General features: G+C 72.1%; 8 protein-coding genes. 6 read left to right on the top strand and 2 right to left on the bottom strand.

The genetic code is table 11. The annotated features are described in order from the left end of the window. The coding region (locus JNW89_RS22060; protein ID WP_238450348.1) for an MFS transporter at positions 1-1,464 on the bottom strand (1,464 nt) is incomplete at its 3' end. A gap of 87 nt (positions 1,465-1,551) precedes the next feature. Here JNW89_RS22060 and JNW89_RS22055 point away from each other — a divergent pair. Beyond that, positions 1,552-2,391 (top strand): DUF3027 domain-containing protein, encoded by an 840-nt coding sequence (locus JNW89_RS22055; RefSeq protein ID WP_238450347.1) that lies wholly within the window; start codon positions 1,552-1,554, stop codon positions 2,389-2,391. A gap of 3 nt (positions 2,392-2,394) precedes the next feature. Here JNW89_RS22055 and JNW89_RS22050 read toward each other — a convergent pair whose 3' ends face one another. Next, entirely contained in the window at positions 2,395-2,607 is a 213-nt protein-coding gene (locus JNW89_RS22050; protein ID WP_255541097.1) for a DUF2530 domain-containing protein, read from the bottom strand. A 134-nt stretch (positions 2,608-2,741) separates the two neighbouring features. On the opposite strand from JNW89_RS22050, the gene JNW89_RS22045 reads away from it, so the two are divergent. From JNW89_RS22045 to thpR, 5 genes are all read left to right on the top strand, one after another. Then, positions 2,742-4,220: an NCS2 family permease gene (locus JNW89_RS22045; RefSeq protein WP_238450345.1), complete on the top strand. Its 1,479-nt coding sequence runs from the start codon at positions 2,742-2,744 to the stop codon at positions 4,218-4,220. A 119-nt stretch (positions 4,221-4,339) separates the two neighbouring features. Further along, positions 4,340-4,789, top strand: coding sequence for a MarR family winged helix-turn-helix transcriptional regulator (locus tag JNW89_RS22040; RefSeq protein ID WP_172894517.1), 450 nt, complete (start codon positions 4,340-4,342; stop codon positions 4,787-4,789). A gap of 69 nt (positions 4,790-4,858) precedes the next feature. After that, positions 4,859-6,145 carry an MFS transporter gene (locus tag JNW89_RS22035; RefSeq protein ID WP_238450344.1) on the top strand — a complete coding sequence of 429 codons (1,287 nt, stop codon included), beginning with the start codon at positions 4,859-4,861 and terminating at the stop codon, positions 6,143-6,145. A gap of 109 nt (positions 6,146-6,254) precedes the next feature. Continuing rightward, positions 6,255-6,770, top strand: coding sequence for a hypothetical protein (locus JNW89_RS22030; protein ID WP_238450343.1), 516 nt, complete (start codon positions 6,255-6,257; stop codon positions 6,768-6,770). Further along, a partial coding sequence (gene thpR / locus JNW89_RS22025) for an RNA 2',3'-cyclic phosphodiesterase (protein WP_238450342.1) occupies positions 6,767-7,274 on the top strand: 508 nt, incomplete at its 3' end. The genes JNW89_RS22030 and thpR, both read left to right, overlap by 4 nt.

Below are 7,274 nucleotides of genomic sequence, written 5' to 3'. Positions count from 1 at the left end.
GTCGCCGTTCGGGCCGTCCGGGGCCGGCGTGCCGCGGGCCGCGTCCGCCGGCGCGTCGTGGTCGGCGAGTTCCTCGTCGGTGAGCGGGCGACCGATCAGCCGTTCGCCGCGCAGTCGACCGGCGACCACGATGCCCCGGACGGCGGCGAGCACGCCCACCCCGGCGGCGACGGCGATGCCGACCCGCCCCTCGAAGGGGACCAGGCCGAGACCGCCACCGGCCACGAAGGCCAGCATCAGCGCGGTCTCCGAGTGGGCGAAGGAGCTGGCCCGCAGCCGCTCCGGGATCCGCTCCTGGATCGAGGCGTCCACGGCCAGTTTGGCGATTCCGCTGGTCAGCGCCGCGACCAGGCAGAGCACCGCCACCATCGGCAGGGAGAACTTCACCGTGGCCAGGACGGCCACGCCGGCCACGATGACCGTGCTGCTCGACTGGATCGCGGTGGGCCGGTGGATGCGCAGCCGGGTGCCGAGCGCGGTGGCCAGGAAGCCACCCACCGCCAGCGCCCCGCCGACCAGGCCCAGCGCCGCCTGGTCGTTGAGCTCCCGACCGAAGAAGTCGGTGTCCAGGTCGCCCTTCTTGAGCGCGAAGGCGAGGAAGAGCAGCAGGAAGCCGTAGAGCGCGCGCGGCGCCGCCGCGCCGATCAGGGTGGCGATCACCAGGCGGCCGGCCGGGCGACCCCGGCCGAGGGGCCGGTCCCGGTCGGGGTTCAGCCCGCGCCACGGGCGGGGCACCCGCTCCGGCGGCTCGGAGTCCGCCTTCGGTGGCAGCCGCAGCGCGATCACCATGCCGACCAGGAAGATCACCGAGGCCACCCGCAGCGGCCACTGCGGCCCGAACCAGAACGCGGCCAGCCCGATCGGCGCCACCAACGCGCCGGCCACCGTGCCGTAGACGCTGGCCCGGGCACCCACCTGGGAGAGGCCGAGCCCCTCGGGCAGCAACCGGGGCACGGCCGCCGAGCGGGCCACCCCGTACGCCCGGGAGAGCGCGAGCACGCCGAACGCGGCCGGGTAGAGCCCGAGGCCGCCGATGTAATCCGAGATCAACCAGGCCAGGAACGCCCGGCCGAGCATGGTGGTGGCCAGGGCGTACCGGCGGCCGTGCCGGAAGTGGTCGAGCAACGGGCCGACCACCGGCGCGAGCATGGCGAACGGCACCATCGTGACCAGCAGGTAGAGCGCGACCTTGCTGCGCGCCTCGCCGAGCGGGACGTCGAAGAAGATCGTCCCGGCCAGGCCGATCGCGATCAGCGTGTCACCGGCGCAGGAGACCGCGTGCAGGTCGAAGAGGCGGACCATGCCGACCTCACCGCCGGCCCCCCGGGCCCGCGCCGATCCCGCCCGCCGGGTCATCCAGCGTCCTCCGCGCAGTGATCCGCGGAACAGCAGACGTACGGAGCGGATGCCCGTGCCGACGGTCCGGCCGAGGACGGACCGCCCGGAGCGGGAGGAGAGCGGCATGTGCACCATCCTCGCCCATCTGATCCACGCCCGTCGCGCCACCTGGGGAAGACGTCATCGGGGAGTCCCTGTCAGGCGGCGACGCGCATGGGGAACAATGGACGGGTGACCAGGCCCGCCTCCACCCGCGCCGCCCGCCTCGACCAGGTCTGCGCCGCCGCCGTCGACGTGGCGCGCGACGCCATCACCGAGGTGGAGCCCTCCGACGTCGGTGATCACCTGCGTGCCGTCGCCGAGGGCGACCGGGTCGTCACGCACTACTTCGAGTGCCGGCTCGCCGGCTACCGCGGCTGGCGGTGGGCGGTCACCGTGACCCGGGTGCCGCGCAGCAAGCACGTCACGGTCTGCGAGACCGTGCTGCTGCCGGGCTCCGACGCCCTGCTCGCCCCGGGCTGGCTGCCCTGGCAGGAGCGGCTCAAGCCGGGCGACCTCGGCCCGGGCGACCTGCTGCCCACCGCGCCGGACGACGAGCGGCTGGCCCCGGGCTACCTGCTCTCCGACGACCCGGCGGTCGAGGAGGTCTCCTGGGAGCTCGGCCTCGGCCGGCCCCGGGTGCTGTCCCGCGAGGGGCGCTCCGAGACCGCCGAGCGCTGGTACGAGGGCGACCACGGCCCGTCCGCGCCGATCTCGGTGGCGGCGCCTGCCGCCGCCCGCTGCGGCACCTGCGGCTTCTACCTGCCGCTGGCCGGCGCGATGCGGCAGGCCTTCGGCGCCTGCGGCAACTTCTACGCCCCGGACGACGGCCGGGTGGTCAGCGCCGACCACGGCTGTGGCGCGCACTCCGAGGCGCTGGTCGACGCGGGCGAGTCCCCGGTCGACGAGATGCCCACGATCTACGACGACAGCGCGGTGGAGGCCATGTCGGTCAGTCGCGCGCCCGGGTCGGTGGAGTCGGCCGAGCCGGCGGAGCCGTACGGCCACTCCTGACGGTCAGTCCCGCGGGGACGATTCGCGACGGCGGCGCCGGTTGGCGTCGTGCCGCATCATCACGGCCAGACCGGGAAAGCCCCACAGGAAACCGGCCAGGCAGGTCCAGAGCCAGTTCTGGTGCCCGTGCTCGGTGAGCCAGCCCCGGAAGAAGACCAGCAGGACGAGGCCGGCGACCGCCCAGGCGATCAGCCCGGCGACCGCGAACGGGACCATCGGCGGGTCGAGCGGCTCGGGCCGCGGCGCTTGCTCCTGTGGCACGGGGGAAAGCGTACGCGATCAACTTTTCCTGGCGGGCCGTGATCTGGGACGATGCGCGCGACAACGGAAGATCACCTGCGAGGGACCTGATGGCCATTGCGCCGCCGGACAACGGCACTCCACCCGATCCCGCCCAGCCCCGCACCGGTTTCGACCGGTACTTCGAGATCTCCGCCCGTGGTTCGACGATGAGCCGCGAGGTACGGGGTGGTCTGGCGACCTTCTTCACAATGGCGTACATCGTGGTGTTGAACCCGCTGATCCTGGGCGGCGCCGTCGACGGTGACGGCAAGAAGCTCTCGATCCCCGCGCTGGCCGCCGCGACCGCCCTGGTCGCCGGCCTGATGACGATGCTGATGGGCGTCGTCGGACGATTCCCGATGGCGCTGGCCGCCGGTCTGGGCGTGAACGCGCTGGTCGCGTACGAGATCGCCCCGGAGATGACCTGGGCGGACGCGATGGGCCTGGTGGTGATCGAGGGTGTGATCATCTCGGTGCTGGTCCTCACCGGCCTGCGTACCGCGGTCTTTCGCTCGGTCCCCACCCAGCTGAAGACGGCCATCGGCGTCGGCATCGGTCTCTTCCTGACCATCATCGGCCTGGTCGACGCCGGCTTCGTCCGGCGCGTTCCGGACGTGGCCAACACCACCGTGCCGGTGGGCCTGGGCATCAACGGCAAGATCGTCAGCTGGCCGATGCTGGTCTTCGTGGTCGGTCTGCTGCTGACCCTGGTGCTGGTGGTACGCCGGGTGCGCGGCGCGATCCTGATCGGCATCCTGGCCTCGACCGTGCTGGCGATCATCGTGGAGGCGGTCGCCAACGTCGGGCCGTCCTTCGTCGACGGCAAGCCCAACCCCAAGGGCTGGTCGCTGAACGTGCCGGAGCTGCCCAAGCAGATCGTGGACGTGCCGGACCTGTCGCTGCTGGGCAACTTCAACGTGCTGGACTCGTGGAGCCGCGCCGGCTGGCTGGTGCCGCTGATGTTCGTCTTCACCCTGCTGATCACCGACTTCTTCGACACCATGGGCACGATGGTGGCGATCGGCCAGGAGGGGGACATGCTCGACGAGCGGGGCACCCCGCCGCGGGCCAAGGAGATCCTGCTGGTCGACTCGATCGCCGCGGCGGCCGGTGGCGCGGCGAGCGTCTCCAGCAACACGTCGTACATCGAGAGCGCCGCCGGTGTGGGGGAGGGTGCCCGGACCGGGGTGGCCAACCTGGTCACCGGCGCCCTGTTCCTGCTGGCGATGTTCCTGGCGCCGCTGTCGGTGGTGGTGCCCTTCGAGGCGGCCTCGACGGCGCTGGTGGTGGTCGGCTTCCTGATGATGACCGCGGTGCGGACCATCGACTGGACCGACTACGAGATCGCCATCCCGGCGTTCCTCACCATCACCTTCATGCCGTTCACCTACTCGATCTCCAACGGCATAGGCGCCGGCATCATCAGCTACGTGGTGCTGAAGCTGGCCAAGGGGAAGGCGCGGGAGATCCACCCGCTGCTCTACGGGGTGGCCGCGCTGTTCGTGCTCTACTTCCTGCGCGGGCCGATCGAGTCCGCGGTGCTGTAGCTCGACCGCCGCTCCGGGCCGGGTCCAAACCGGATACCCGGCCCGGAGCAGCACAAACCCCTCGTGAGCCCGGTCATATCGCATGTCGTTAGCCAGGCTCATTAGTTATGCTAACTACTGTGACGGAGCGGACGGTGACGGCGAAACGCGTGCCACCGGCGCAGCTGGCCCCTCAGCTGCGTGATGCGATCACCCGACTCAACCGGCGGGTCCGACAGGCCCGCCCGGTCGGCGACCTGACGGTCACCCAGCTCTCCGCGCTCACCAGCCTCAAGCTGGCGGGCGCGCTGACGCCCCGGGAACTGGCCGATGTCGAGCGGGTGCAGCCACCGACGATGACCAAGATCGTCGCGAAGTTGGAGGAGCGCGGCCTCGTGCAGCGCACCCCCCACCCGACCGACGGTCGTCAGGTCATCCTGGCGGCGACTGAGGGGGGCCTGGCCGTGCTCGAACAGTTCGAGCGGGCCCGCAACGAGTGGCTGGCCAGCCGACTGGCCGCGCTCACGGAGGACGAACGCGACACGCTACGGCGCGCCGCCGAGATCCTCCAGCAGCTGGCCAGAGCCTGACACTCCCGTACCTCGGGGTCCGCACCGTCCGTTGTGGATGAGGCGTACCACCGAGGAGGCGCACCAAGAGTGCAGGCGAAGCTGACGACGATGTTCCAGTCCCTACAGGTCCGTAACTACCGGCTATTCGCATCCGGGCAGCTGATCAAGCTGATCGGCGTCTGGATGATGTTCATCGCCCAGGACTGGCTCGTCCTCGAGCTCTCCGACGACTCCGCCACCGCGCTCGGCGTGGTGACGGCACTCCAGTTCACCCCGGTGCTGCTGCTCACCCTGCTCTCCGGCCGGCTCGCCGACCGGTACGACAAGCGACTGCTGCTCTTCGTCGCCAACGCCTTCTGGACGGTGCTCGCGCTCGCGATGAGCGTGCTGGTCCTCACCGACCTGGTGCAGCTCTGGCACGTCTTCGCCTTCGCCGCCCTGCTCGGCGTCGCCAACGCCGTCGAGACCCCGGTCCGCCAGGCGTTCGTCTCCGAACTGGTCGGCATGTCCCTGCTGCCCAACGCGCTCTCGCTCAACGCGGCGGTGTTCAACTCCGCGCGGATCGTCGGCCCGGCCGTGGCCGGCCTGGCCATCGCCGCGTTCGACGTCGGCCCGGTGTTCCTCTTCACCGCGGTCAGCTCGATCGCCCCGCTGGCCACCGTGGTACGGATGCGCCCCGCCGAACTGCACCGCAAGGACCTGCCGCCGGTCGGCGAGCGCGACTCGGCCAAGGTCGTCGACGGGCTGCGGTACGTCTTCCGCCGCCCCGACCTGCTGCTGCCGATGGCGGTGATGTCGGTGATCGGGATGACCCTGTTCAACTTCCAGCTCACCCTGGCCGCGCTGGCCAAGACGGTGTTCCGTACCGGTGCCGCCTCGTTCGGCCTGTTCAGCACCGCGCTGGCGATCGGGGCCCTGGTCGGGGCGCTGGCCGGCACCGGCCGACGTAGCCGCCCCTCGGTCTGGGTAGTGCTCGGCGCGGCGGTCGGCTGTGCCGTCTTCGGCACCCTGGTCGGGCTGGCGCCGGCGTACTGGCTGGTGGTGACGCTGCTGCTGCCCACCGGCTTCTTCATGGTCTTCTTCGCTCAGGCCGCCAACCAGCGGGTCCAGCTCGGCGTCGACGCCGCCTTCCGGGGCCGGGTCATGGCGCTCTGGGTGCTGGTCTTCCTCGGCACCAACCCGGTCGGCGCCCCGCTGATCGGCTGGGTCGCCGAGACCTACGGCGCCGGGGCGAGCATCTGGATCGGCGGCCTGATCTCGCTGGCCACCGCCCTGCTCGCGCTCACCTGGCAGCTGCGCCGCTCCGGTGCCCGACTGCGCTTCCGGGTGCTGCCCATGCCCCGCTTCTACGTGGTCTCGTCGCCCGACTGCTGAACCGACGCGCCACCGGCCCGCCCCCGCCACGCGGGAAAGCGGGCCGGTTTCGCGTCCGGATACCGGCAATCCGGTGGCGGGAGCCGGGCGTGGGCCTTAGCGTCGATATGTGGCAGGCGGTAGCGCACTGACGCTGGTACTGGCGATCCTCGCCGTGGCATGCCTGCCGGCGGCGTTCGCCCTGCTCTTCTGCCTCGACGAGATCTTCGACCGGGTGGCCTGCGGCTGGGCCGAGTGGCGCGACGGGCGACGCGAGCGCCGCACCATCGCCCGGCTGGACCGGGCGATCGAGGCGGACGCCCTCACCCGCGACATCGACCTGACCCAGCTCGACCGGGTCGACCGACAACCCCTGGAACGCATCGCCGCCGACCTGCGCCGCCTCGGCGGGCACCGGCTCGCCGCCCGCGGCCGCTCGGTGGTCTGGCACACCTCGGTCATCGACGCGTACGACGACCGGCTTCGGGCCGCCTGCCGGGCGCTGGCGATCACCGAGCACCTCACCGAGCTGGAGGGCGTGGACCGGGAGATCGAGCGGGTCCGGGTCGAGGGACTGCTCGCCCAGGCGGGGCTGGCGCTGCCGGCCGCCGTCGCCGGCCGACGACCCCGTCACCGGCGGGCGTGAGACTCTTCGTCGCGGTCTACCCGCCGCCCGCCGCGGTCGCTCACCTGACCGACCGGCTGGCCGGGCTGCGGATCGGCGCCGCCTCCGCCGCCGGCATCAACGTACGCCTCGCCGACCCGGCGAACCTGCACGTCACGCTCGCCTTCCTCGGCGATGTCGAGGCGGACCGCCTGGTCGACGTGGAGAGCACCCTCGGGCTCGCCGCCGAGACGTCCCGCGCGGGGCGGGTCGGCGCACCCCGGCTCCGGCTCGGCGGGGGCGGCCGGTTCGGCCGGGGCCGCTTCACCGTGCTCTGGGTGGACCTGCTTGGCGACGTCGAGGCGCTGCACGTGCTGGGCCGGTTGATCCGGATGGGGCTGCGCCGCAACCGTCTCCCGCACGACGAGAAGCCGTTCCGTCCGCACCTGACGATCGCCCGCCCCGGCGACCGGATCGACCCGACCGAGGTGGAGGCCGACCGGGCCGCGCTCGGCGACTACGAGGGGCCGGAGTGGCCGGCGACGA

The sequence above is a fragment of the Micromonospora sp. 4G55 genome (assembly GCF_016803375.1).
Note: the sequence above shows the minus strand (reverse complement) of the source record. Positions and strands in the feature narration are given on the sequence as shown.

Bases quoted from the DNA above. Each gene is read 5' to 3' on its own strand.
- JNW89_RS22050 (WP_255541097.1), bottom strand. From the start codon at position 2,607: ATGGTCCCGTTCGCGGTCGCCGGGCTGATCGCCTGGGCGGTCGCCGGC.
- JNW89_RS22055 (WP_238450347.1), top strand. From the start codon at position 1,552: ATGGGGAACAATGGACGGGTGACCAGGCCCGCCTCCACCCGCGCCGCC.
- JNW89_RS22045 (WP_238450345.1), top strand. From the start codon at position 2,742: ATGGCCATTGCGCCGCCGGACAACGGCACTCCACCCGATCCCGCCCAG.